Genomic DNA, 25,077 nt, shown 5'->3' on the forward strand with positions numbered 1-25,077 from the left:
ATCGTTTTTGCCCTCGATCGCACTTTGATCCCAAGCAATATGGCGGCCGCGTCAACGCGGCCGCTTGCATGTTTACAGTCCGGAGCTTATCTCGTGAGCTTCGGTGACACGCGCCGCCTGAGCTGCGGGCATCGAGCGTGACATGGAAATCAAGAAGTAGCGCATGATGTTGTCCGAAAACCGCTTCACACTTTTCGGCATCATGCTCTAGCGGAGAATCAGGCATGGCGTCGGCTGCTGAACAACTAGCCTCGAATCTGAATTTCTCGGCCTTCGCCAAGGCGGAGGACCTGAAGAAGCGCATCTGGTTCACCATTGGCGCGCTGCTCGTCTATCGCCTCGGCACCTACATTCCGCTGCCCGGCATCAATCCCGACGCTTTTGCACAGGCCTTCTCGTCGCAGAGCAAGGGCGTGCTTGGCATGTTCAACATGTTCGCCGGCGGCGCCGTGCAGCGCATGGCGATCTTTGCGCTCGGCATCATGCCCTACATCTCCGCCTCCATCATCATGCAGCTGATGACCTCGGTCATCCCGTCACTGGAAGCGCTGAAGAAGGAAGGCGAGCAGGGCCGCAAGATCATCAACCAGTACACGCGCTACGGCACCGTGCTGCTGGCGCTGGTGCAGGCCTACGGCATTTCTGTCGGTCTGGAAGGCGGCAACGGCATCGTCAACGATCCCGGCGTGTTCTTCCGCATTTCGACCGTCGTGACGCTGGTCGGCGGCACCATGTTCCTGATGTGGCTGGGCGAACAGATCACCGCACGCGGCATCGGCAACGGCATTTCGCTGATCATCTTCTCCGGCATCGTCGCCGGCCTGCCGCGCGCCATCTCCGGCACGCTGGAGCTTGGCCGCACCGGTGCGCTGTCGACGGGTCTCATCCTGGCGATCATCGTGCTTGCGATCATCGTCATTGCGCTCATCGTGTTCTTCGAGCGCGCCCAGCGCCGCCTGCTGATCCAGTATCCGAAGCGCCAGGTCGGCAACCGCATGTTCCAGGGCGATACCTCGCATTTGCCGCTGAAGCTCAACACCTCGGGCGTCATTCCGCCGATCTTTGCCTCGTCGCTGCTGTTGCTGCCGGCAACCGTCGCCGGCTTCTCGCAGACGACCAACATGCCGGCCTGGGCAAGCACCATCCTGGCCTCGCTCGGCCATGGCCAGCCGCTCTACATGGCGTTCTATGCGGCGATGATCGTGTTCTTCGCCTTCTTCTACACCGCGATCGTCTTCAACCCGAAGGACACCGCCGATCAGCTCAAGAAGCACTCCGGCTTTATCCCGGGCTATCGTCCCGGTGAGCGCACCGCCGACTACATCGACTACGTTCTCACCCGCATCACCGTCGTCGGCGCCGTCTATCTGGTGCTGGTGTGTCTGTTGCCCGAGTTCCTGATTTCAGCGACTGGCGTACCATTCTACCTTGGTGGCACATCGCTTCTGATCGTGGTCAGTGTAACGCTCGATACGGTGGCGCAGATTCAGGGTCACCTGATCGCCCATCAGTATGAGGGCCTGATCAAGAAGTCGAAGCTGCGCGGGGGGAAGAAGGCCAGATGAGGTTGATATTGCTTGGGCCGCCGGGGGCGGGCAAGGGGACGCAAGCACAAAGACTGGTAGACAAACACGGCATACCCCAGCTTTCTACGGGTGACATGCTGCGTGCTGCCGTCCAGGCCGGCACGGAAGTTGGCAAGCGCGCCAAAGCGGTGATGGATGCCGGCGAACTGGTTTCCGACGCCATCGTCAACGCGATCGTGGCCGAGCGTATCGACCAGGCCGATTGCACAAACGGCTTTATCCTTGACGGATACCCGCGCACCCTGGTGCAGGCCGATGCGGTTGAATCGATGCTTGCGGATCGTGGTCAGGCTCTCGATGTCGTCATCGAGCTTGTCGTCGACGACAAGGCGCTGGTTGGTCGAATCGTCAAGCGCGCCGAAGAGGCCCAGGCCGCGGGCCAGCCCGTGCGCAAGGACGACAATCCGGTAGTGTTCGAAGAGCGCCTGCGCGAGTACTACAAGAAGACGTCGCCGCTGATCGGCTACTATTACGCCAAGGGCAAGCTCAGAGGCGTGGACGGCATGGCCGACATCGATGCGGTGACGCAGCAGATCGAAGCGGTGCTGGCGGCGGCCACACACGGAAAATAGACGATTGCGCTTGACTGGAGCGGTTCGCTGGGGTATGGCGGCCCGTCTTCCTATCAGGCATGAGGCTTGCTTGTCCGCAAGGGCAAGGCAGCCGCTTTGAACTGGAAACTCCCGCATGGGCCGGTCTCCACCGGACGCGGGGCAACTTAGACAGCGCCGGGCCTGCCTTATTTCTAAAGGTTGTCCGGCCCACATGGAGAAGAGAAGAATATGGCTCGTATAGCCGGCGTCAACATTCCGACCAACAAGCGCGTCGTCATTGCGCTTCAGTACATTCACGGCATTGGCAAAAAGTTCGCCCAGGAGATCGTCGACAAGGTCGGCATCCCGGCCGAGCGTCGCGTCAACCAGTTGACCGACGCGGAAGTGCTGCAGATCCGCGAAACGATCGACCGCGACTACCAGGTCGAGGGCGACCTGCGCCGCGAAGTGTCGATGAACATCAAGCGCCTCATGGACCTCGGCTGCTACCGCGGCCTGCGTCACCGCCGCTCGCTGCCGGTTCGCGGCCAGCGCACGCATACCAATGCGCGCACCCGCAAGGGCCCGGCCAAGTCGATCGCCGGCAAGAAGAAGTAATTTAGGGCAGTAAGGGAGTAGGGCAGTAAGGCAATAGGATCGGCAGACATACTGCCCTACTGCCATATTCCCCTACTGCCTTCTCCTAGGTGGAGCCGCTGGCATTACGGCGGTGTAGAGATCAACTGAAAGGACTGTCATGGCCAAGGAAGCCGCTCGTGTTCGCCGTCGCGAACGCAAGAACATCTCGTCGGGCGTTGCCCACGTCAATTCGACCTTCAACAACACGATGATCACCATCACCGACGCGCAGGGCAATTCGATTGCCTGGTCGTCGGCCGGTGCCCAGGGCTTCAAGGGTTCGCGCAAGTCGACCCCGTTCGCTGCCCAGATGGCTGCCGAAGACGTTGCCAAGAAGGCCCAGGAACACGGCATGCGCATGCTCGAAGTCGAGGTCTGCGGACCTGGCTCGGGTCGTGAATCGGCGCTGCGCGCCCTGCAGGCGGCCGGCTTCACCATCACCTCGATCCGTGATGTGACGCCGATCCCGCACAATGGCTGCCGCCCGCGCAAGAAGCGCCGCGTCTAAAAAGAATTACCGAACGCCGCGCGAGCGCCCCATGGGGCGCTCCTCCACGGCATTCCAGGTCGCCCGCCACGATTGGATGGTGGCGGGTCAACGGAAGGAAAGCATCATATGATCCAGAAAAATTGGCAGGAACTGATCAAGCCAAACAAGATCGAATTCTCGTCGAAGAAGAAGACGCTGACCACGCTGGTCGCCGAGCCGCTCGAGCGCGGCTTTGGCCTGACGCTTGGCAACGCGCTGCGCCGCGTGCTTTTGTCTTCGCTGCGTGGCGCGGCCGTGACCGCCGTGCAGATCGACGGCGTTCTGCATGAATTCTCGTCCATCGCCGGCGTGCGCGAGGACGTGACCGACATCGTCTTGAACATCAAGGAAATCGCCATCCGCATGGCAGGCGACGGCCCCAAGCGCATGGTCGTGCGCAAGCAGGGACCAGGTGCGGTTCTTGCCGGCGACATCCAGACGGTTGGCGACGTCGAGATCCTCAACCCCGACCACGTCATCTGCACGCTGGACGAAGGCGCTGAAATCCGCATGGAATTCACCGTCGACACCGGCAAGGGCTACGTGCCGGCCGACCGCAACCGTGCCGAAGACGCGCCGATCGGCCTGATCCCGGTCGACAGCCTGTACTCGCCGGTCAAGAAGGTCTCCTACAAGGTCGAAAACACCCGCGAGGGCCAGGTTCTCGACTATGACAAGCTGACCATGACGATCGAGACCGATGGTTCGATCACCGGCGAAGACGCGGTGGCTTTCGCTGCCCGCATCCTGCAGGACCAGCTTGGCTTGTTCGTCAACTTCGACGAGCCGCAGAAGGAAGTCGCCGCCGAAGCCGTCACCGAGCTCGCCTTCAACCCGGCGCTGCTCAAGAAGGTCGACGAACTCGAGCTTTCGGTGCGTTCGGCCAACTGCCTGAAGAACGACAACATCGTCTACATCGGCGACCTCATCCAGAAGACCGAAGCCGAGATGCTGCGCACCCCGAACTTCGGCCGCAAGTCGCTGAACGAGATCAAGGAAGTTCTCGCGGCGATGGGCCTGCATCTGGGCATGGAAGTGCCGGACTGGCCGCCGGAAAACATCGAAGACCTCGCCAAGCGTTACGAAGACCAATATTGAGCATGAATTCCAAGGATCGGCGGCGTGAGCCGCTCGATCCGACGGTCATGCGGAAAACCATCGGAGGCCGCGGCCTCTTGAACAACTGAAGAAGGAAAAGAGCCATGCGCCACGGTTTCAAAGGCCGTCGCTTCGCCAGAAGCATTAGCCATCGCAAGTCGATGTTCGCCAACCTCGCCGTGTCGCTGCTCGAGCACGAGCAGATCGTCACCACCCTGCCGAAGGCGAAGGATTTGCGTCCGATCGTCGAGAAGCTGGTGACGCTCGGCAAGCGCGGCGACCTGCACGCCCGCCGCCAGGTCATTGCCCAGATCGGCAATGAGGGCGTCGTCAAGCGCCTGTTCGACACGATCGCGCCGCGCTACGCCAACCGCAATGGCGGCTACCTGCGCATCATGAAGGCCGGCTTCCGCCACGGCGACAATGCCGCCATGGCTGTCATCGAGTTCGTCGACCGTGACGTCGACGCCAAGGGCGCCGGCGACCGCGCCCGCATCGAGGCCGAAGGCGCCAACGAGGAAGCCGCGGCTGCATAAGCCCGTCTATTCCAAGCGATTCAAAAGGGGCCTGCGGGCCCCTTTTCATATTCTGGAAGCAGCAAAGGGCGGTCACGCTGGTTTCGCGGTTCAAACCGCGTGGGTTTTGACCAAAATAATCGGATTTCAGCGACTTAGCCTTTTATTTTGCACAATCGTCGGGACAGATGGCGCCCGATCTGGAGGATTCGGAATGCGCTTCACACGGTTGTCCCTTGTTCTGCTCTGCGCCGTCATGGCGCTGGCAGTCGTGCCGGCGGCCAGGCAGGCGCTGGCCGAAGACGCCGCCAAGACGGATCCGGGCCTCTCCGATGTGCTGACCGACCTGCTGCACGGCGTCGAGGGCGAAAACTCCACCTCCGGTCCCGACAAGCGCGTGCCGTTCGGCCGTGAAGAGGTGCAACTGTCCTTCGCGCCTTTGGTCAAGCAGACGGCGCCGGCGGTGGTCAACGTCTATGCCTCGCAGACGGCCAAGGTGACATCGCCTTTCGAAGGCGATCCATTCTTCGAGGAGTTCTTCGGCCGGGCGCAGCCGCGCGCGCAGTCCTCGCTCGGCTCCGGCGTGCTGGTCGATCCCAGTGGCGTCATCGTCACCAATTACCACGTCATCAAGGATGCCGACGAGGTGAAGGTAGCGACCGCGGACGGACGCGAATTCACCTCGAAGGTCATGCTCAAGGACGAGACGCTCGATCTTGCCGTGCTCAAGATCACCTCGGACAAGCCGTTTCCGGTGATTGCCATCGGCGATTCCGACGCGCTCGAGGTCGGCGATCTGCTGTTGGCCATCGGCAATCCTTTCGGCGTCGGCCAGACCACCACCAGCGGCATCGTTTCAGCGCTTGCCCGCAGCCATATCGGCGTTTCGGATTCGGGCTACTTCATCCAGACAGACGCCGCCATCAACCCCGGCAATTCCGGCGGCGCGCTGATCAACATGGGCGGCCAGCTGGTCGGCATCAACACGGCGATCTACAGTCGCAGCGGCGGCTCCATCGGCATCGGCTTTGCCATTCCGTCCAACATGGTGCGCGCCTTCGCCGATGCGGCCAAGGCCGGGCTCGATTTCTTCGAGCGGCCCTATATCGGCGCCGAATTCGAGGCGGTGACGCCGCAGATCGCCGAATCGCTGGCTATGGAAAAGCCGACCGGTGCGCTGGTCTCGTCGGTCGAAGAGGCCGGGCCGGCGGCCAAGGCGGGGCTCAAGCCCGGCGACGTCGTGCTGCAGCTCAACGGCACGCCTGTCGAAAGCATCGAGGCGCTGGACTACCGGATGGCAACGCTGTCGATCGGCACCAAGGCGAGCTTCGGGATCTTAAGCAAAGGCCAGCAGGCGACGATGGACATCCCTCTGGAGCGCGCGCCGGAGGGCGCCAAGGCCTCGGAAGTGACGCTGCATGGCCGCAGCCCCTTCTCCGGCGCCAAGGTTGCGGAACTGTCGCCCCGGCTTGCCCAGCGGCTTGGCCTGCGCACGGACCTCAAGGGCGTCACCGTGGTCGACATCAACCGCGATTCGCCCGCCGCCGATTTTGGCTTCCAGCCAGGCGATATCGTGCGTGAAGTGAACGGCACCACCGTAGACACGGCAGCGACGCTGGCGCAACTCGCCCAGCAGGATACGCGCTGGTGGCGCTTTACCGTCGAGCGCGGCGGGCAGATACTGCGCCAGGTGTTGCGCTACTGAGTTCGATCTCCGGCATTTCCGAAGAGGTCGTGCTCCAACCAAAAGAACTGCATGGCCGATCTGTTCAGCGTCGATGAACCGGAAAAAGCGCCGCCCGGGCGGCCGTTGGCCGACCGGCTGCGCCCGAAAAACCTTGGCGAGGTCGTCGGCCAGGAGCATCTGACCGGACCGGATGGTGCGCTGACGCGGCTGATCGGCTCCGGCTCGCTCGGCTCGATGATCTTCTGGGGCCCGCCCGGCACCGGCAAGACCACGGTGGCGCGGTTGCTTGCCGGCGAAACCAGCCTTGCCTTCGAGCAGATATCGGCGGTGTTTTCCGGTGTCGCCGACCTGAAGAAGGTGTTCGAGGCAGCAAAGCTGCGCCGCTCCAATGGCCGTCAGACGCTGCTGTTCGTCGACGAGATCCACCGCTTCAACCGCGCCCAGCAGGATTCTTTTCTTCCGGTCATGGAGGACGGCACGGTCGTCCTGGTCGGCGCCACGACGGAAAACCCGTCCTTTGAGCTGAATGCCGCTCTGCTGTCCCGCGCGCGGGTGCTGGTGTTCCATTCGCTTGGCGAGGAGAGCATCGCCAAATTGCTGGCGCGGGCGGAGGAGACGGAGGGCAGGGCGCTGCCGCTCGATGACGAGGCGAGGGCGATGCTGGTCCGCATGAGCGACGGCGACGGCCGTGCATCGCTGACGCTGGCCGAGGAAGTCTGGCGCGCCGCCAAGCCCGGCGAGGTGTTCGGGACAGAAGGCCTGCAGCGCATCGTCCAGCGCCGCGCGCCGATCTACGACAAGGGCCAGGATGGCCACTACAATCTGATCTCGGCGCTGCACAAATCGGTGCGCGGTTCCGACCCTGACGCCGCACTTTATTACCTCGCGCGCATGTTCGATGCCGGCGAGGATCCGCTCTATCTCGGCCGCCGGCTGGTGCGCATGGCGATGGAGGATATCGGCCTCGCCGATCCGCAGGCGCTGGTCGTCGCCAACGCCGCCAAGGACGCCTACGACTATCTCGGTTCGCCCGAGGGTGAACTGGCCTTCGCCGAGGCCACCGTCTATCTCGCCACGGCGCCCAAATCCAACGCCGTCTACACCGCCTTCAAGGCAGCCACGCAGGCAGCCAAGGAGTTCGGCTCGCTGCTGCCGCCCAAGCACATCCTCAACGCGCCGACCAAGCTGATGAAAGAGGAAGATTACGGCTCGGGCTATCGCTACGACCATGACGAGCCGGACGCCTTTTCCGGGCAGGACTATTTTCCGGAAAAGATGGGAAGGCAAACCTTCTACGATCCTCCGGAGCGCGGTTTTGAACGCGATATCAGGAAGCGGCTGGACTATTGGGCAAAGCTGCGCGCCGAACGGGAAAGGTAGGCTTTGCGCAGCCCGGTGGTCCTCACCCTTCGGGACGAGATATTGCCATGGGGCACGGCTTTGCCGAGCACTGACCTGAAGTGGAGCTACGTCCTCCAAATATCGTTGGCAACGGCCGCCGGCCAATCGGACGATCTGCGATGGAGATTGTGCGAGGCGACAAAAAACCTTATCTAGGCGCACGACCGGGCGGTGGTCGCTGCCAGGACCTTTGGCGATAATCATTCAAAACAGGAATCGCGCCCGGCGCGAACAAAAAATGACAAAAACGCTTCGCAAAACCCTTCGCCAGCTGGTCATAGCGGTTCCGCTGCTGGCGCTTGGCTTCTACTTCATTCCGATCCTGACGACGATTTTCATCGCCTGTGGCCTGATCGACGTGCTGCGCAACGCCAACAAGGATTTGTCGCTGTTTCGCGGCTATTTCCTTGGCAACGGCATCTTCACCTGGCTGCTATCGCCCTTCAACCTTTTGGTCGACCTGCTTTGCTACAGGAACCCGGGCGTGTGGAAGCTGGAGCAGTTTCCCGCCGACTATCAACGCGAGGTCAACGAGGTTCTCGACGTCTTCAAGGCGCGCAAGGACGAGATCATCGCCGACATCGACGCCAATTTCGGCACCGGCCGGCGCGGCATGTATGTCTATCAATGGTATGGCAAGCACAAGATCGACAACGTCGCCGAGTTCAACAAGGATTTCAAATACATCAAGACGATTGCCGTATCGGTTTTCAGGGGACAGGAATCGACCTCCTGGCATTTCGGGCCGCTGCGGCTCGGCCTGCGCATTCTCTACAATCTGATCCCGGTGAAGGCCGAGGTTTTCGTCGAGTGCAACAGCGTCAAGAACTACTGGCACGACAATCCGCTGTACATTTTCGACGACACGCTGCTGCACCGCTCGGTCAACGAATATGATGGACGCCGCTACTGCGTGTTCATGGACATCATCCGGCCGTCGCCATTCCCCGGTTTCATCTCCGCTCTTCTGGCCATCGTTTCGGTCAGCGTCGAGCGCATCAATTCCATGTTCTACAAGAATTGGAAGATGATCGGCTCGAGCAAGGCGAAGAAGGTCGAGACGACCTGAACCCTCAGACAGGCGACATTGCTCTACCTCTCAGCAGGTGGCGAATAGCCTGCACAGCGCATCTCGGTTGCTCTTGAACCATTGTCTTATAGCGGCATCGGCCACCGATCCCGTAGAAGGCGGTGATGCGAGCACGGCGCCAGGGGATTGAAGCGCACCATGCTCCGGGAGGATGAGGTGAGCGGACAGCCGGCCCATCATGCCGATGTCGTGCAGGCAGCGATCGCCACCAGCGATGCCGCCCGCTCGGCATTGATCGCCTCCTGGCGGCGTTCCCTTACATTGCATAGGCTCGACCCAGCCGAGCGAAAGGCGCCGAGACGCCTGACCGAAAGCGAGCTCAGGCAGGCGCGGCAGCGAATGGAGCCGTTGCTGCGCGCCGCGGATGCGAGCCTCGATCGGCTCTATTTGGCCGTTGGAGGCATCGGCTGCTGCGTGATGCTTGCCGACCGTGAAGGCATTCCGTTAGAGCGCCGGGGTGCTTCCGCCGATGACGATACGTTCGACGAATGGGGCCTTTGGACAGGCACGGTGTGGAGCGAGGACAGCGAAGGAACCAACGGCATCGGTACCTGTCTTGCCGATCAGCGCTCCCTCACCATTCACCGCGACCAGCACTTCTTCTCGCGCAACACGCTGCTCAGCTGCACGACGGCGCCGATCTACGATCACGAGGGCAACCTGGCGGCTGCGCTCGATGTGTCGTCCTGCCGGTCGGATTTGACCGAAGACTTCGTCAACCTGATCGCCATGGCGGTCGGCGACGCCGCTCGCCGCATCGAGGCGGAGAATTTTCGCCTGGCTTTTTCAAGCGCCCGCATTCTGTTGGCGCCGGTGGGCGAGCGCAGCGCCGGCGCGCTGATAGCTGTCGATGCCGATGATCTCGTGGTCGGTGCGACACGCTCGGCGCGACAGGCTCTCGGCATCACGCAACAAACGCTGACCAAGGGCTTGCCGGCCGCCGATGTCCTCGGCGACTGCGCGAAAGCCACCGAGGAACTGGGCGAGGCCGAGCGTGGCGTGGTCCAGCGCGCTCTCGCCCGCGCCGAAGGCAACGTCTCGGCCGCCGCGCACAATCTCGGTATTTCCCGCGCCACGCTGCATCGAAAACTCGCGCGACTGGGCATCCGTCGCCCGCATTGAGTTTTCAGGCCCTAACCTGTCGCAGAACTGCGACAGTCGGCGCCGGCGACTGTCTGGCCGGGGCTGACAAGCCCGCCGCCATCCGCAAAGCTTCCTCATTACGTGCCGCATCCCGCGGCCGTTTCCTGGGAGGAAGACAATGAACAAGGTTGAATTTTCTCGCACGGCCAAGATCCCCTTTGCCAAGCGCTACGACAACTTCATCGGCGGCAAGTGGGTGGCGCCGAAATCCGGAAGGTATTTTGAGAACATCTCGCCGGTGACCGGCCGTCCGCTGGGCGAGATTGCCCGCTCCGACGCCAGCGATATCGAGGCTGCGCTCGACGCCGCGCACAAGGCCAAGGATGGCTGGGGCAAGACGAGTGCCGCCGCGCGCGCGCTGATCCTCAACCGGATCGCCGATCGTATGGAGGACAATCTCGATCTGCTGGCCCTCGCCGAAACCTGGGACAATGGCAAGCCGATCCGCGAGACGACCGCCGCCGACCTGCCGCTCGCCATCGACCATTTCCGCTATTTCGCCGGGGCCGTGCGCGCCCAGGAGGGTGGCATTTCAGAGATCGACCACGACACCGTCGCCTATCATTTCCATGAGCCGCTCGGCGTCGTTGGCCTGATCATCCCCTGGAATTTCCCGCTGCTGATGGCGGTGTGGAAGCTGGCTCCGGCGCTCGCCGCTGGCAACTGCGTCGTCTTGAAGCCGGCTGAACAGACGCCTGCGACCATCATGTTGTGGGCGGACCTGATCGGCGATCTCTTGCCGGACGGCGTGCTCAACATCGTCAATGGGTTCGGCCTCGAAGCCGGCAAGCCGCTGGCATCGTCGAACCGCATCGCCAAGATCGCCTTCACCGGCGAGACCACGACCGGCCGCCTGATCTCGCAATATGCCAGCCAGAATCTCATCCCGGTGACGCTCGAACTTGGCGGCAAGTCGCCCAACATCTTCTTCCAAGACGTGACCGCCGAAGACGACGATTTCTTCGACAAGGCGATCGAAGGTTTTGTCATGTTCGCGCTCAACCAAGGCGAGGTCTGCACGTGTCCCAGCCGGGCGCTGGTGCATGAGAAGATCTACGACAGGTTCATGGAAAAGGCGCTGAAGCGCGTCGAGGCGATCGTGCAGGGTGATCCGCTCGATCCGGCAACGATGATCGGGGCGCAGGCGTCGAGCGAGCAGCTGGAGAAGATTCTCTCCTACTTCGACATCGGCCGCCAGGAAGGCGCCGAGGTGCTGATCGGTGGCGAGCAGAACCACCTGCCGGGCGACCTTGCCGGCGGCTACTACGTGAAGCCGACCGTGTTCAAGGGCCACAACAAGATGCGCGTCTTCCAGGAGGAGATTTTTGGGCCGGTGGTTTCGGTCACCACCTTCAGGGATGACGACGAGGCGCTGTCGATCGCCAACGACACGCTCTATGGCCTGGGTGCCGGCATCTGGAGCCGCGACGCCAACCGCTGCTATCGCTTCGGTCGCGCCATTCAGGCCGGTCGCGTCTGGACCAACTGCTACCACGCCTATCCCGCGCATGCCGCCTTCGGCGGCTATAAGCAATCAGGCATCGGCCGCGAGACGCACAAGATGATGCTCGACCACTACCAGCAAACCAAGAATATGCTGGTCAGCTACAGCCCGAAGAAGCTCGGCTTCTTCTGATCGCCGGCAAAGGCGCACTGTCAGGCGGTGCGGCCCAACAGGCCGCGCCGCCGCACCGGCTTCCTGGGAGGATTTTTGATGCTCGACAAGGTGTCCATGGGAAAGGTTTCCGCGACGCCCGAGGCCGTGGCGTTCCTGGCCGAGATCATCGCCGATCACGGTCCGGTGCTGTTCCACCAGTCCGGCGGCTGTTGCGACGGCTCCTCGCCGATGTGCTATCCGCAAAGCGATTTCATCGTCGGCGACAATGACGTCATGCTAGGCGAGATCGGCGAGACGCCGGTCTATATCAGCGGCTCGCAATATGAGGTGTGGAAGCACACGGACCTGATCATCGACGTCGTGCCGGGCAGGGGTGGCATGTTCTCGCTCGACAATGGGCGCGAGAGACGGTTTTTGACGCGTTCAACGGTCTGTGCTGTCCCGGCCAACAATCGGGATTGACCGAACCGCCCTTGTGAGGGCAGTAAACCCCATGTTCAATCTGCTTCTCGTTGTCGTCGGTGGTGGTATCGGCGCCGGCATCCGTCATTTCACCAACATCGGCGCGCTGCGCCTTGTCGGCCCCAATTTCCCGTGGGGCACGATGGCCATCAACATTGTCGGCTCCTTTGCCATGGGCCTGTTCATCGCCATTCTGATGCGGCGCGGCGGATCGAATGAACTCAGGCTGTTCGTGGCTACCGGCATTCTTGGCGGCTTCACCACGTTCTCAGCTTTTTCGCTCGATTTCGCGACGCTGTGGGAGCGCGGCGCCACGCTGCCGGCTTTCGGATATGCCCTTGCCAGCGTTATTGGCGCCATTATCGCCCTGTTTCTGGGACTTTGGCTCGCAAGAACCGTTTCATAGTGCTATTGCCGCGCAAAAGCAGGGCTGAGCCCTGCTCGGAAACGGATAAGCGAAAAAAATATGGCAGGCGTTGAACAGATCACGGTGGAGGCCGGCGAGGCGGGCATGCGGCTCGATCGCTGGTTCAAGACCCATTTCCCGGGCCTTGGCTTCGGCCATCTGCAGAAGCTCTTGCGCTCCGGCCAGATCCGCGTCGATGGCGGCCGGGTGAAGGCCGATACGCGTGTCGAGCCGGGCCAGATGGTCCGTGTGCCGCCGCTGGAAGTGGACAAGAAAGGCGAGAGCGCGCTTACCGGTCACTCGATCCGCAACCAGGGCGACGCCGATGTGCTCGCCAAGATGCTGATCCATGAGGATCCGAAAGTCTTCGTCTTCAACAAGCCGGCAGGCCTGGCCGTGCAGGGCGGTTCCGGCGTCACCCGCAATGTCGACGACATGCTGGAGGCCTGGCGCAACCAGAAGGGCGAGAAGCCGCGCCTGGTGCACCGCCTCGACCGCGACACGTCAGGTGTGCTGGTCGTCGCCCGCACGAGGCTCGCCGCCATGAAGCTCGCCGAAGCGTTTCGCGCCCGCGAGACCAAGAAGACCTATTGGGCGCTGGTGAAGGGTGTGCCGCCGAAGCGCGAGGACAAGATCTCGACCTGGCTGATCAAGGAACCGACGCCCGATGGCGACCGCGTGCGCGTCGCCAAGCATGGCGAAAAGGGCGCCGACCACGCCGTGTCCTACTACCGTGTCATCGAGCAGGCCGCACAGACGATGACCTGGCTGGAGATGGAGCCCTACACCGGCCGCACCCACCAGCTTCGTGTCCATGCCGCCTATATCGGCTGCCCGATCATCGGCGACCCCAAATATTTCGAGGCTGACACCAATTGGGACTTTCCGGGCGGCATGCAGAACCGACTGCACCTGCATGCGCGCCGCATCATCATTCCGCACCCGGACAAGGGTGTCATCGATGTCACCGCGCCGATGTCACCGCATATGCGCCAAAGCTGGAACCTGATCGGTTTCGACGACGCCAGCGCGGAGGACTAGGGTTGAGCGGCGCCACCGATACGCTCGACCGCCGCGATGCGGTCGACCTGGCGGCAGCATTCATCATGGTCGGGCTGACGTTTTCCTGGGGGCTGAATTACGTCGCCGCCAAGATCTCCTATGCCGGCTACGACCCGGTTTTCCTGTCCATCGCGCGCTCGATCATCGGCGGCCTGTGCGTTCTCGGCTGGTGCCGCTGGCGCGGCATTTCGCTGTTCAAGCCAGACAAAACGCTTGTCGCGGGCATGCTCGTGGGCGGGCTGTTTGGCGTCGAGTTCCTCTGTCTCTATGTCGGGCTCGAACACACGACGGTCGCCCGCAACACGCTACTGGTCAACACCATGCCGTTCTGGGTGCTGGTCGGTGGCCATTTCCTGCTGGGCGAGCGCATCACCGCGCTCAAGATCGTCGGTCTTCTCCTGGCTTTCGCCGGACTGGTCTGCGTGTTCTCCGACAAGATGAGTGCCGGCGACGGCGCGACATTGACCGGTGACCTGCTCAGTCTTGGCGCCGGCATCCTCTGGGCGTTGACCAGCATCGTCATCAAGCGGTCGAAACTGGCCGACACCAGCGCCGAAAAACTGCTACTCTATCAACTGGCCGGCGCCGTCGTCGTCGGCGCTTTGGTGCTGCCTTTCACCGGACCCGCCATCCGCAATTTTACCGCCGTGCCGACATTGGCGCTGCTTTTCCAAGCCATTTACGTCGTCGCCTTCACCTATGTGCTGTGGTTCTGGCTGCTCAGGCGCTATCCGGCTTCGGGCTTGTCGAGCTTCACCTTCCTGTCGCCCGTGTTCGGTGTGCTGTGCGGCGCCGTGATCTTGAACGAGCCGCTGACCGTCCGTATTTTCCTGGCACTCGGCCTCATCGCCGCCGGGCTGATCATCGTCAACCGGCCGGCGCGAAAGCAGATCCCCGGATAGAAAGTTCTGGCATGCGCGATATCCTCAACGACCTCGAAGCGGGCAAGCAGCTTTCCGACCCGGATCCGGTGCGCCGCGCCCAGATCCAGATGAAGACGCATCTGCCGAAACGCTTCTACAAGGCCGTCTCGGTCGCACCGCTCGAGGATGGATTTGCCGTTCATCTTGACGGCAAGCCGGTGCGCACGCCGGGCAAGGCGCTGCTGGCGTTGCCGACCGAAAAGGCGGCCGGCCTGATCGCCGACGAGTTTGCCGCGCAAGGCGAAACCATCAACCCGGTGACGATGCCGGTCCTGCGCCTGGTCAACACGGCCATCGACGGCGTTGCCAGCGACCCGCAGGCGGTGCTGGAGGACATATTGCGCTTCGCCTCATCCGATCTTCTCTGCTACCGGGCCGACGCGCCGCAAGGGCTGGTCGACCGGCAGAACCAGCATTGGGACCCGGTGATCGACTGGGCGCGCGGCACGCTTGGCGCCCGCTTCAACCTCGCCGAGGGCATCATCCATGTCGAGCAGCCGCGCGAGAGCATCGCTGTGCTCGGTGTCCATCTCAGCCAGCGCAGCGATCCGCTGCGGCTTGCAGCCATCCATGTCATGACCTCGCTGACGGGATCGGCACTGCTGGCTTTGGCAGTCGATTTCGGCGAACTCGACGGCGATGCGGCATGGGTGGCCGGCCATGTCGACGAGGATTGGCAGGTCGAGCACTGGGGCCAGGATGCGGAGGCTGTGGCGCGCCGCTCGGCCCGCAGGCACGAGATGATCGCTGCTGTCAGTCTTCTCGACGCGTTGAAATAGCCGCCGCCGACCCGTTTCGCATTGCACCTAATACCAAAGTCATAAACCCAAGGTCGGTCTGCCTCTGGGCGGTGCTTTCTGTCATTTTTCCCGCGTTGCATGCGCCGAGTCCGTGTTTGGAGGAGAACACGGACGATGACGCGCAGCCTCAAGGCAGACGGGATCTCACGGGAGGACACATCAATGGCAATGGCATCGACCGCCGGCGGAACGAGCCGCGGCATGACGCGAGAGGAGAAGAAGGTCATCTTCGCTTCCTCGCTCGGCACCGTTTTCGAATGGTACGATTTCTATCTCTACGGTTCGCTGGCAGCCTTCATCGGCGCCACCTTCTTCAGCCAGTATCCGGAAGCGACGCGCAACATCTTCGCGCTGCTGGCTTTCGCTGCAGGTTTTCTGGTGCGCCCGTTCGGCGCGCTGGTGTTCGGCCGCATCGGCGACCTTGTCGGCCGAAAGTATACGTTTCTTGTCACCATCCTGATCATGGGCAGTTCGACGTTCCTGGTCGGCCTGCTTCCTGGTTCAGCGAGCTGGGGCATTGCCGCTCCCATCATCTTGGTCGGGCTGCGCATGCTGCAGGGCCTGGCACTTGGCGGCGAGTATGGCGGTGCGGCAACCTATGTCGCCGAACACGCGCCCGACGACCGTCGTGGTTTCTACACCTCATGGATCCAGACAACGGCAACGCTCGGCCTGTTCCTGTCACTGCTGATCATCCTCGGCGTCCAGGCAATGTTGAGCAAGGAAGACTTCGCCGCCTGGGGCTGGCGCATTCCGTTCCTCGTATCGGTCATCCTGCTCGGCATATCTGTCTGGATTCGGCTGACGCTGAGTGAATCACCAACCTTCCAGCGCATGAAGGACGAGGGCAAGGGTTCCAAGGCACCGCTGTCGGAGGCTTTCGGACAGTGGAAGAACGCCAAGATTGCCATCCTGGCCCTTCTTGGCCTGACCGCCGGTCAGGCTGTGGTCTGGTATTCCGGTCAGTTCTACGCACTGTTCTTCCTGCAGAACGTGCTCAAGGTTGACCTGCAGACGGTCAACATCCTGATTGCCATTGCCTTGGGGCTAGGCTCCATCTTCTTTGTCGTTTTCGGCTGGCTCTCCGACAAGATCGGCCGCAAGCCGATCATCATGGCGGGACTGGCTCTGGCGATCGTCACCTACTTCCCGCTGTTCAAGGCATTGACCTGGGCGGCTAATCCGACGCTGGCTGCCGCGCAACAGAACACGCGTGCAACGGTTACCGTGGCGCCCGGCGACTGCAAGTTCCAGTTCAACCCGGTCGGGACGGCCAAGTTCACCACGTCGTGTGACATCGCCACGTCGTTCCTAGCCAAGAGCTCGGTGCCCTATGACATCGTTACAAGTGCAGCGCCTGGCACCGCGGCCACGGTGAAGGTGGGCAATGAGACGGTTGAATCCTACGACGCCATCGCTGCCGGCGATCAGGCCAAAGCCAAGGATGGTGCCTTCACCAAGGCGGTCAACATGGCACTCAAGGATGGCGGCTATCCGCTGAAGCGTGCCGCTTCAAAGGTCGCCGACCAGAAGCTTGATGCCTTCGTCGCGGCCAATCCTGAACTGAAGCTCGATGCCGTCGCCATTCGCGCCGGCGAGAAGGCGACGGTGCCGGCCGCCCAGGCGATCAAGGACAAGGTGCTGACGGCCGATGAAGCCGCTGGTGCCACCGACGTGACCGTCTACAGCATTCCAGCGTCCGGCGCGTTTGCGATGTTTGCCGACCCCGCGCAGGTCAACTGGACAAAGGTCGTCGGCATTCTGTTCATCCTGATCCTCTACGTGACGATGGTTTACGGGCCGATCGCGGCGATTCTGGTCGAGATGTTCCCGACCCGCATCCGCTACACCGGCATGTCGCTGCCCTATCACATCGGCAATGGCTGGTTCGGCGGCCTGCTCCCGGCGACGGTCTTCGCCTTGAGCGCGGCCAAGGGCGACATCTATTATGGTCTCTGGTACCCGATCGTGATCGCGGCGATGACGCTAATCATCGGCATGATCTTCGTCAAAGATACGCTGGGAACCGACCTGCACGCCAAGACCTAGAGTCATTGGCCGATACCAACGCAAAAGCCCGGCGCGAGCGATCGCGCCGGGCTTTCCGATTCATCAGAAGCGAAGGAAGAGTTCAGCTCTTCCGGTCGTGTTGCGCTTCCTCGATGGCTGCCTCGTGGTACCAGCCGCTGCCGAAATCCGTGAGATGATCGCGCATGGAGGCAAGCTCTGCCGCGAACTTAGCCTTTCCGCTTAAATTTGAGGCAGAAAGACGGGCTGCCACCGGGAACATCAGGATTTTGGCCGACGGACGGGCAGAAACGATTTCCATGGTCGGGCTCCTTTCTTTTGCCGAAGCTTGTCGATTCAGCCTTTCACCAAGATAGGTCCTGCAATCTGTTTAGGCAAGATGCCTAAAGAAAGATCAGTATTTGCCTGTAATTTAAGCAGAATTGGCTTCTGATCGATCCCGGCGCATTGCTTAGACGGCTTGGCCGCATCGCCGGGATGAATGGGCACTTTTGACGCACCCCGCGCAGCGGAAATGGCACATGACTTGCATTTTATCGATCGGCAGCCGGCCTGCCGGATGGCTCGGCATGCGCCCGCGCTATCCAGCTTCGGTGATCAAGCAACGAGAGGCTCTAGAATGACGAAATACAAGCTCGAGTATATCTGGCTCGACGGATACACCCCGGTCCCCAACCTTCGCGGCAAGACCCAGATCAAGGACTATGCCGAGTTCCCGACGCTCGAGCAGCTGCCGCTGTGGGGCTTCGACGGTTCCTCGACCCAGCAGGCCGAAGGCCACAGCTCCGACTGCGTGCTGAAGCCGGTCGCGGTGTATCCGGATCCGGCCCGCACCAATGGCGTGCTGGTGATGTGCGAAGTCATGATGCCTGACGGCGTGACGCCGCATGCATCCAACAAGCGCGCCACCATCCTCGACGACGAGGGCGCCTGGTTCGGCTTCGAACAGGAGTATTTCTTCTACAAAGACGGCCGCCCGCTCGGCTTCCCTGAGAGCGGTTATCCCGCGCCGCAGGGCCCGTACTACACCGGCGTCGGCTACTCGAATGTCGGCTCGGTTGCGCGCCAGATCGTCGAGGAGCATCTCGACCAGTGCCTCGCCGCAGGCATCAACCATGAAGGCATCAACGCCGAAGTGGCCAAGGGCCAGTGGGAATTCCAGATTTTCGGCAAGGGCTCCAAGAAGGCCGCCGACCAGATGTGGATGGCACGCTATCTCTTGCAGCGCCTGACCGAAAAATACGAGATCGACATCGAGTATCACTGCAAGCCGCTCGGCGACACCGACTGGAACGGCTCGGGCATGCATGCCAATTTCTCGACCACCCATATGCGCGAAGTCGGCGGCAAGGCCTATTTCGAAGCGCTGATGGCGGCTTTCGACAAGAACCTGATGGATCACATCGCCGTCTACGGCCCGGACAATGACAAGCGTCTGACCGGCAAGCACGAGACCGCGCCGTGGAACCGGTTCAGCTACGGCATCGCCGATCGCGGCGCCTCGATCCGCGTCCCGCACTCCTTCATCAAGGGCGACTACAAGGGCTACCTGGAGGACCGCCGTCCGAACTCGCAGGGCGACCCCTACCAGATCGCTTCGCAGATCCTGAAGACGATTGCGGAAGTTCCGGCCAGCGCCCAGGTTTCGGCGGCGGCCTGAGCATTTATCGCGGCGTAGGCTTGAGTGCCTGCGCCGCGACCTGGTTGATAAATCTGATGGCCACCATCGGTCAAAGAAAAAACCCCGGCGTTTCCGCCGGGGTTTTTTCTTTGTCTCTGAGACGGTCCGCTCAGACCGAATAGTACATGTCGTATTCGACCGGATGCGGGGTCATTTCGAAGCGCATCACTTCGGCCATCTTGAGCTCGATGTAGCTGTCGATCTGGTCGTCATCGAAGACGCCGCCGGCTTTCAGGAAGCCGCGGTCCTTGTCGAGGCTCTGCAGGGCTTCGCGCAGCGAGCCGCAGACGGTCGGGATCTTCTTCAGTTCTTTCGGCGGCAGATCGTAGAGATCCTTGTCCATCGGCTGTCCCGGATGGATCTTGTTCTTGATGCCGTCGAGGCCGGCCATCAGCATGGCGGCGAAGGCGAGGTAGGGGTTCGCGCCCGGATCGGGGAAGCGGACTTCGACGCGCTTGGCCTTTGGCGACGAGCCGAACGGAATGCGGCAGGAGGCCGAGCGGTTGCGCGCGGAATAAGCCAGCAGCACCGGCGCTTCATAGCCAGGCACCAGGCGCTTGTAGGAGTTGGTCAGCGGGTTGGTGAAGGCGTTGATCGCCTTGGCGTGTTTGATGATACCACCGATGTAGAACAGGCAGCTCTCCGACAGGCCGGCATACTCGTTGCCGGCGAAGGTCGGCTTGCCATTCTTCCAGATCGACTGGTGGACGTGCATGCCCGAGCCATTGTCGCCGAAGATCGGTTTCGGCATGAAGGTGGCCGTCTTGCCATAGGCATTGGCAACCTGGTGCACGACGTATTTGTAGATCAGCATCTTATCGGCGTTGCGGACCAGCGTGTCGAACTTGATGCCAAGTTCGTGCTGGGCTGCCGCCACTTCGTGGTGGTGCTTCTCGACGCGCACGCCCATTTCGGCAAGCACGGTCAGCATTTCCGAGCGCATGTCCTGGGCGCTGTCGATCGGCGGCACCGGGAAATAGCCGCCCTTGATGCGCGGACGGTGGCCAAGGTTGCCTGTCTCGTAGTCGGTGTCGTCGTTGGACGGCAATTCGGTGGAGTCGAGCTTGAAGCCAGTGTTGTAGGGATCGGCCTTGTACTTGACGTCGTCGAAGACGAAGAACTCGGCTTCCGGGCCGACATAGATGGTGTCGCCGATGCCTTCAGCCTTCATGTAGGCCTCGGCCTTCTTGGCGGTGCCGCGCGGGTCGCGGTTGTAGGATTCGCCGGAAACCGGATCGAGGATGTCGCACAGGATGACCATGGTCGACTGCGCGAAGAACGGGTCCATGTGCACGGTATCAGGATCGGGCATCAGCACCATGTCGGACTCGTTGATCGCCTTCCAGCCGGCGATGGACGAGCCGTCGAACATGACGCCATCGGCGAACATGTCTTCCTCGACCTCGATGATATCCATCGTCACGTGCTGCAGCTTGCCCTTCGGATCGGTGAAGCGCAGGTCGACGAATTTCACGTCGTTGTCCTTGATCTGCTTCATGATGTCTTTGGCTGTCGTCATGTCATTTCTTCCCTGTCTGATGACGTTTCGAGGAGTTATCGGAAATCAGATACCGAGATATCTGAAATCAGAAACCTCAGACGGCGTCCATCCCCGTTTCACCGGTGCGGATGCGAACGACTTCCTCGATGTTGGAAACGAAGATCTTGCCGTCGCCGATGCGGCCGGTCTGGGCCGCCTTGCGGATGGCCTCGATCGCGCCTTCGACCGCATCGTCGCCGAGCACAACTTCGATTTTCACCTTGGGCAGAAAGTCGACGACATATTCGGCGCCGCGATAGAGTTCGGTATGGCCCTTCTGGCGGCCAAAGCCCTTGGCTTCGGTCACGGTAATGCCTTGCAGGCCGGCCTCCTGAAGCGCTTCCTTCACTTCGTCTAGCTTGAACGGCTTGATGATCGCTTCGATCTTTTTCATGTAAAAAGTGGCCTCCACTGCCAAAAAGACGGGTTGTGCGCCCCGCTTGCGCCTCCATCAAGCACGAACTGTGCCAATTTCAGCCGAAACGAGGCGCTGTCATGCGATTTCAACGCCATGCCGCACAGGGATGCACATTCACGTCATTCGCTGCTTTGGATGCGGCACGGGTACTCAGAGCCTACACATTGCCGGTCCTTGCGTCCGCACAAAAATTGGGCAGACCGCGCATTTTGCGGGCAGTTGCGGACTGCCCTGAAAAGAATCGGCGGCTAACTCTACTGATGCTCTGGCCGTTTGCTTCGAACCGAAAACTGGACAATGCTCGATTGCACAAGGGTTGGGCTTGAACAGAAATGCGGATCGGCAATTCATGAGCAACGAACTTCTGTCTCCGGCCGAAATGGCCGAGGCCGACCGGCTGGCAATTGCCGCCGGACCGCACGATGGATATGGCCTGATGCAGCGTGCTGGCGAGGCGGTCGCTGCTGTGGTGCTGGCGCGCTATCCCCAGGCGAGCCGCGTGCATGTGCTGTGCGGCCCCGGCAACAATGGCGGCGACGGTTATGTCGTGGCGCGCATCCTCCATGACAATGGCATCGATGTGTCGTTGTGGGCGTCCGGTTCACCGAGAGCCGGTAGCGACGCAGCGCTCGCTGCCTTGGATTGCAAAGTTGAATTTCGGCCCCTGTCGGAATTTGCCGCCGAGGACGGCTCGATCGTGGTCGACGCGCTTTACGGGGCAGGGCTGTCCAAATCGCTGTCCGGCGATGACGCTAGGGCGGTCGATGTTGCGACGGAGCTGAACCTACCTGTCGTCGCCGTCGATTTGCCGTCAGGTGTCTCCGGCGAGAGTGGTGACGTTCTTGGCCGGGCATTCCAGGCTCAGGTCACGGTGACGTTTGCGCGAAAAAAGCCAGGCCATCTGCTGTTGCCGGGACGCGAACGATGCGGCGAGATCGTGCTCGCCGACATCGGCATCGGCGACGGGGTCATCACGCAACTTCATTCGCAGATTTTCGAAAACATACCGGCGCTTTGGCTGAAAAGTTTCCCGGTTCCCGCCGTCGATGCTCACAAATACAAGCGTGGCCATGTCGGTGTCTTTTCCGGTGGGCCGAGCGCGACGGGCGCCGCGCGGTTGTCGGCCATGGCCGCGGCTCGCAGTGGGGCAGGGGCGATAACTGTGCTTTCACCTGGAAACGCCATGCAGGTGAACGCTGCGCATCTGACCTCGATCATGTTGCGCAAGGCCGACACCGTCGCCGAGGTCCATGAATTCATCGGCGAGCGCAGACCGTCGGCCTTTGTTCTCGGCCCCGGATTTGGGGTCGGTGAAAAGAGCCGGGATTTTGCCCTGGCGTTGCTGGGCGCCGAACGGCAAGCTGCCACCGGCGGGAGCGACGGGCTGGTGCTCGATGCCGATGGCATCACGTCGTTCCGCGACACGCGCGAGGCTCTGTTCGAAGCCGCCCGTCGACCGAACGCTTCGGCGCTGGTGTTGACGCCGCATGACGGCGAGTTCGGCCGCTTGTTTTCGGACATCGCTGCCGACAAAGGCCTGTCCAAATTGGCAAAGGCGCGCGCGGCTGCCAAGCGTGCCAATGCGATCCTCGTCTACAAAGGCGCCGACACGGTGATTGCAGCACCCGATGGCCGTGCCGCGATCAACAGCAACGGTGCGCCATGGCTCGCCACCGCCGGGTCGGGCGACGTGCTGGCGGGCATCATTGCCGGGTTGCTGGCGCAAGGCATGTCAGCGTTCGAAGCGGCTTGCGCGGCGGTGTGGATCCATGCCGAGGCTGGCACCCGCTTCGGTCCGGGGCTGATCGCCGAGGATCTGCCACTGGCGCTGCTGCCGGTGCTGCTCGATCTTGTCGGCGGTCACAGTGGAACTGTCGAATGAACCGCTGGCTCGTGCTGCTTGTCGCGCTCTTCGCTGCTGTCTTCACGGCGCACGTCGCACGCGCTGAAGGTCCGGTGACCATCGTCGACGATCCGACCGTTCTGGCAGGGCTGGACGCCAAGGGTTTTGGCTTCGCCGGCATTTTCGGCGTCGATGGCAGCGGCGATCTGAAGACGCTCTACGACAAGGCGCCGGCCTATCACGCGATCACCGAAATGGTGGCCGCCGATATTGCCGCGCTGCGGGCTGAGATGAAGGCCGGCGGGCGGACGCTCTACGAGGTCACCGACGGCAATGTCGGCCGCATCATGGACATGCGCTGGCTGAAGACTGATGCCGCGCGCTTTCGTTTGGTCGGCGTCGTCAACCGGCTCGACCGGCACGATTTCGCCGCGCTGACGGGCGACAAGAGTTGCGGCGAGGTGCGGTTCATCTACCGCCTTGCCTACAGCTTCAAGAAGGGCGGCAAGGTTCTGGCCTCGCGCCTGCCGTTCAATTTCAACGCCGTCTACAGTGTGGCACCTGATGCCGATGGCGGCTGCGTCGGCGTTGCCGGACGCTGGACGCCGCAACTCGACGAAAACGTCGACGCCGGCTGGCTGGCCGGCGGGCCGCTGGAACCGGAGGAACTGACCTTCAAGCAACTCGAACTCAACGCACAAGTGGTGCGCTTTCCCTCGGGACAGGAGACCGAGTTCGGCGGGCAGGCGGCCTATCTCTTGCGGATTTTCGGCATAGATGGCGAGACGGTCAGTGAGAAGCTGCTGGAAAACACGCCCGATGTAGCACGGCTCTCGAGCGATGCGGCGCTGAAGGCAAAACTCGCCGCCTATGTCAGCGCCAATCTCGCGGCGGTCGATCTCGGCGTCTACGAAATCCCCGACGAATTCCTGGCCAAGAAAGTCATCTCGTGGTCGACCTTCGGCAGCGCCAGGCAGGCCAACCACCCGTTCACGCCGCTCTATCAGCCCGCGGATTTCGCCGGGCTCGATTATTCCGCCTTGAAGCTGGTGCGCACGCCGGAGGCATTGGTCGAGCGGCTGGACAATGGCGCCTGCCAAGGGTGCCATCAGGCCGGTTCTACCGCTGGCTTTCATTTCATCGGCCGCGACGACAAGACGACCTCGCCGCTCAACCGCATCGAGGTCGGCATCTCGCCGCATCTGCATGCCGAGATTCCACGGCGCGAGGCCTGGCTGCGCGCCACGATCGAAGGCAAGGAGCCGACCCGTTTTCGGCCGCTGTCATTTGCACCGCCGGCAGCATGGAAAGACGCCGGTGAGGTCGACTACGCGCCGGCCGGGATGACGATGCCCTGCCTGATGCCCGAGGACGCAGCCCGCTTCGGCGCGACCTGGCAATGCGGCGGCGGCACTGTCTGTACGCCGCTGGCGACGGCATCCGGGGTGCGGACCAAGCTGGCGCAATGCCTTTTGCCCAAGGACAGCAAGCAGATGTTTTCCGGCCATCCCTGCCTGACCGGCTCGATCGCCAGCAATGAGACACAGCCTTTCAACGACCGTTACAAAATCACCGGCCAGTTCGCGGCCTTCGCGTCGGATATTTCGCGCACCGCCTATACCTGCCGGCCGCCGAAGATCGGTGTGCCGGCGGGCATCGCCTATCGCGGCTGCGACGACAAGGACCGCAGCTTCGCCGCCTTCAGAGCCGGCAAGCCGATGCCGAACGAGATCTGCGGGCTGGTCGGCGGCAAAAAGTTCGACACGTGCGTGGCGACCAACAATTTCGACCAGTGCCTCGGCGGCGCGGTCAATCGCGGCAACCGGCCGGCCTGCGATGCCGAGCATTTCTGCCGCGAGGATTATATGTGCCAGTCGCTACCGCCCGACACGCCCGGCATTTCAAAGGTGAAAGGCGTTGGCTTCTGCTCGCCGACCTATTTCATTTTTCAGATGCGCATCGACAACCATGCGACACCGTGGGCAAGCGCTACCAGCGCCACCATGGGCGCGGGCTTCGGGGCGGCGGAGGAGGAGTGAACATCTTCACTGCGGCACCCGCCTGGCAACTTGCCG

General features: G+C 62.0%; 23 protein-coding genes. 20 read left to right on the forward strand and 3 right to left on the reverse strand.

Annotated features, from left to right (window positions below; genetic code table 11):
- The first annotated feature begins 224 nt into the window (after window positions 1–224).
- The 17 genes from secY to AC1DXU_RS28825 all read left to right on the forward strand — a co-directional run bounded on the left by secY (window position 225) and on the right by AC1DXU_RS28825 (window position 17,541).
- Window positions 225–1,565 carry a preprotein translocase subunit SecY gene (gene secY, locus AC1DXU_RS28745; RefSeq protein WP_477314526.1) on the forward strand — a complete coding sequence of 447 codons (1,341 nt, stop codon included), beginning with the start codon at window positions 225–227 and terminating at the stop codon, window positions 1,563–1,565.
- Window positions 1,562–2,158: an adenylate kinase gene (locus tag AC1DXU_RS28750; RefSeq protein WP_477374396.1), complete on the forward strand. Its 597-nt coding sequence runs from the start codon at window positions 1,562–1,564 to the stop codon at window positions 2,156–2,158. Before secY ends, AC1DXU_RS28750 begins: the two co-directional genes overlap by 4 nt.
- Window positions 2,159–2,368: 210 nt before the next feature.
- A complete protein-coding gene (gene rpsM / locus AC1DXU_RS28755; RefSeq protein WP_006205445.1) occupies window positions 2,369–2,737 on the forward strand; it encodes a 30S ribosomal protein S13 in 369 nt (122 codons plus the stop codon).
- Window positions 2,738–2,876: 139 nt separating this feature from the next.
- A complete protein-coding gene (rpsK, locus tag AC1DXU_RS28760) occupies window positions 2,877–3,266 on the forward strand; it encodes a 30S ribosomal protein S11 (protein WP_006205444.1) in 390 nt (129 codons plus the stop codon).
- Between the two features lie 108 nt (window positions 3,267–3,374).
- Window positions 3,375–4,385, forward strand: a complete 1,011-nt coding sequence (locus AC1DXU_RS28765; RefSeq protein WP_477374398.1) for a DNA-directed RNA polymerase subunit alpha — start codon at window positions 3,375–3,377, stop codon at window positions 4,383–4,385.
- A gap of 104 nt (window positions 4,386–4,489) precedes the next feature.
- A complete protein-coding gene (gene rplQ, locus AC1DXU_RS28770) occupies window positions 4,490–4,921 on the forward strand; it encodes a 50S ribosomal protein L17 (RefSeq protein WP_477374400.1) in 432 nt (143 codons plus the stop codon).
- 193 nt (window positions 4,922–5,114) lie between these two features.
- Window positions 5,115–6,605: a DegQ family serine endoprotease gene (locus AC1DXU_RS28775; RefSeq protein ID WP_477314532.1), complete on the forward strand. Its 1,491-nt coding sequence runs from the start codon at window positions 5,115–5,117 to the stop codon at window positions 6,603–6,605.
- Between the two features lie 51 nt (window positions 6,606–6,656).
- On the forward strand, window positions 6,657–7,967 hold the full coding sequence (locus tag AC1DXU_RS28780; RefSeq protein ID WP_477374402.1) for a replication-associated recombination protein A: 1,311 nt from the start codon (window positions 6,657–6,659) through the stop codon (window positions 7,965–7,967).
- Between the two features lie 259 nt (window positions 7,968–8,226).
- Window positions 8,227–9,057 carry an aspartyl/asparaginyl beta-hydroxylase domain-containing protein gene (locus tag AC1DXU_RS28785; RefSeq protein ID WP_477374404.1) on the forward strand — a complete coding sequence of 277 codons (831 nt, stop codon included), beginning with the start codon at window positions 8,227–8,229 and terminating at the stop codon, window positions 9,055–9,057.
- A 159-nt stretch (window positions 9,058–9,216) separates the two neighbouring features.
- Window positions 9,217–10,200 carry a GAF domain-containing protein gene (locus tag AC1DXU_RS28790; protein ID WP_477314538.1) on the forward strand — a complete coding sequence of 328 codons (984 nt, stop codon included), beginning with the start codon at window positions 9,217–9,219 and terminating at the stop codon, window positions 10,198–10,200.
- A 139-nt stretch (window positions 10,201–10,339) separates the two neighbouring features.
- The gene (adh, locus tag AC1DXU_RS28795; RefSeq protein ID WP_477314540.1) at window positions 10,340–11,857 is read left to right on the forward strand and encodes an aldehyde dehydrogenase; all 1,518 of its coding nucleotides are present in this window, start codon (window positions 10,340–10,342) and stop codon (window positions 11,855–11,857) included.
- A 78-nt stretch (window positions 11,858–11,935) separates the two neighbouring features.
- Window positions 11,936–12,301: a DUF779 domain-containing protein gene (locus AC1DXU_RS28800; protein ID WP_477374406.1), complete on the forward strand. Its 366-nt coding sequence runs from the start codon at window positions 11,936–11,938 to the stop codon at window positions 12,299–12,301.
- A gap of 31 nt (window positions 12,302–12,332) precedes the next feature.
- On the forward strand, window positions 12,333–12,707 hold the full coding sequence (crcB, locus tag AC1DXU_RS28805; protein ID WP_477374408.1) for a fluoride efflux transporter CrcB: 375 nt from the start codon (window positions 12,333–12,335) through the stop codon (window positions 12,705–12,707).
- A 60-nt stretch (window positions 12,708–12,767) separates the two neighbouring features.
- Window positions 12,768–13,748, forward strand: a complete 981-nt coding sequence (locus tag AC1DXU_RS28810; protein ID WP_477314546.1) for an RluA family pseudouridine synthase — start codon at window positions 12,768–12,770, stop codon at window positions 13,746–13,748.
- Window positions 13,749–13,750: 2 nt separating this feature from the next.
- Window positions 13,751–14,671: a DMT family transporter gene (locus tag AC1DXU_RS28815; RefSeq protein WP_477374410.1), complete on the forward strand. Its 921-nt coding sequence runs from the start codon at window positions 13,751–13,753 to the stop codon at window positions 14,669–14,671.
- A gap of 11 nt (window positions 14,672–14,682) precedes the next feature.
- Window positions 14,683–15,471, forward strand: coding sequence for an ATP12 family chaperone protein (locus tag AC1DXU_RS28820; protein WP_477374412.1), 789 nt, complete (start codon window positions 14,683–14,685; stop codon window positions 15,469–15,471).
- 183 nt (window positions 15,472–15,654) lie between these two features.
- The gene (locus AC1DXU_RS28825) at window positions 15,655–17,541 is read left to right on the forward strand and encodes an MFS transporter (RefSeq protein WP_477374414.1); all 1,887 of its coding nucleotides are present in this window, start codon (window positions 15,655–15,657) and stop codon (window positions 17,539–17,541) included.
- A gap of 82 nt (window positions 17,542–17,623) precedes the next feature.
- On the opposite strand, the gene AC1DXU_RS28830 is transcribed toward AC1DXU_RS28825, so the two are convergent.
- Window positions 17,624–17,821 carry a DUF2735 domain-containing protein gene (locus AC1DXU_RS28830; protein ID WP_477246680.1) on the reverse strand — a complete coding sequence of 66 codons (198 nt, stop codon included), beginning with the start codon at window positions 17,819–17,821 and terminating at the stop codon, window positions 17,624–17,626.
- A 318-nt stretch (window positions 17,822–18,139) separates the two neighbouring features.
- Here AC1DXU_RS28830 and AC1DXU_RS28835 point away from each other — a divergent pair, with 318 nt between their 5' ends.
- Entirely contained in the window at window positions 18,140–19,180 is a 1,041-nt protein-coding gene (locus AC1DXU_RS28835; RefSeq protein ID WP_477374416.1) for a glutamine synthetase beta-grasp domain-containing protein, read from the forward strand.
- A 130-nt stretch (window positions 19,181–19,310) separates the two neighbouring features.
- Here AC1DXU_RS28835 and glnA read toward each other — a convergent pair whose 3' ends face one another.
- The gene (glnA, locus tag AC1DXU_RS28840; protein ID WP_477374418.1) at window positions 19,311–20,720 is read right to left on the reverse strand and encodes a type I glutamate--ammonia ligase; all 1,410 of its coding nucleotides are present in this window, start codon (window positions 20,718–20,720) and stop codon (window positions 19,311–19,313) included.
- A 76-nt stretch (window positions 20,721–20,796) separates the two neighbouring features.
- Window positions 20,797–21,135 (reverse strand): P-II family nitrogen regulator, encoded by a 339-nt coding sequence (locus AC1DXU_RS28845; protein WP_006205430.1) that lies wholly within the window; start codon window positions 21,133–21,135, stop codon window positions 20,797–20,799.
- A 373-nt stretch (window positions 21,136–21,508) separates the two neighbouring features.
- Between AC1DXU_RS28845 and AC1DXU_RS28850 the strand changes: the two genes are divergently transcribed.
- Complete coding sequence (locus AC1DXU_RS28850) at window positions 21,509–23,041, forward strand: NAD(P)H-hydrate dehydratase (protein ID WP_477374420.1); 1,533 nt, start codon at window positions 21,509–21,511, stop codon at window positions 23,039–23,041.
- A complete protein-coding gene (locus AC1DXU_RS28855; RefSeq protein WP_477374422.1) occupies window positions 23,038–25,041 on the forward strand; it encodes a hypothetical protein in 2,004 nt (667 codons plus the stop codon). Before AC1DXU_RS28850 ends, AC1DXU_RS28855 begins: the two co-directional genes overlap by 4 nt.
- The last annotated feature ends 36 nt before the right edge of the window (window positions 25,042–25,077 follow it).

The sequence above is a fragment of the Mesorhizobium sp. P3_A10 genome (genome assembly GCF_056403175.1).